The organism is Pauljensenia sp. UMB6358, assembly GCF_030216865.1.
Classification (GTDB): domain Bacteria; phylum Actinomycetota; class Actinomycetes; order Actinomycetales; family Actinomycetaceae; genus Pauljensenia; species Pauljensenia turicensis_A.
On the sequence record NZ_JASOMS010000084.1, the window covers coordinates 1 to 326 of the forward strand.

Sequence of the window (326 nt, forward strand, 5' to 3'; positions counted from 1 at the left end):
TGGCAGGGTAAGTCCTTCATCGAATGCGGCCTCGAACTGATCAAGCAAGCCGACCAGATTTTCCCTGACGACGGTCACGCGCTCGCCTGGGCGTTAGCTAATCTGCCCGAAGCCTAGCCCCACAAGGCTTGAGGGCGCCTGTTATCGCTGGTAGTAACTGATTTTTTAACCAATAGAAGGTAACTGATTCGTATGCGTGAGCTAGCTGATTATCACCCGACCCGGTTCATGGCTGAAAGCTCGCGCTATGACAAGCGCCGAGCTGATTTTGCGGTCGCGTTTATCGAAGCTTTAAAGCATACGAAAGGCCGGTGGGCAGGAAAACC

Annotated in this window: 1 protein-coding gene; it reads left to right on the forward strand. The window is 53.4% G+C overall.

Translation table 11 applies throughout. The features are described 5' to 3' along the window. Nucleotides 1–18: 18 nt before the first annotated feature. Nucleotides 19–117, forward strand: coding sequence for a hypothetical protein (locus QP381_RS08730; protein ID WP_285068578.1), 99 nt, complete (start codon nucleotides 19–21; stop codon nucleotides 115–117). Nucleotides 118–326: the final 209 nt, after the last annotated feature.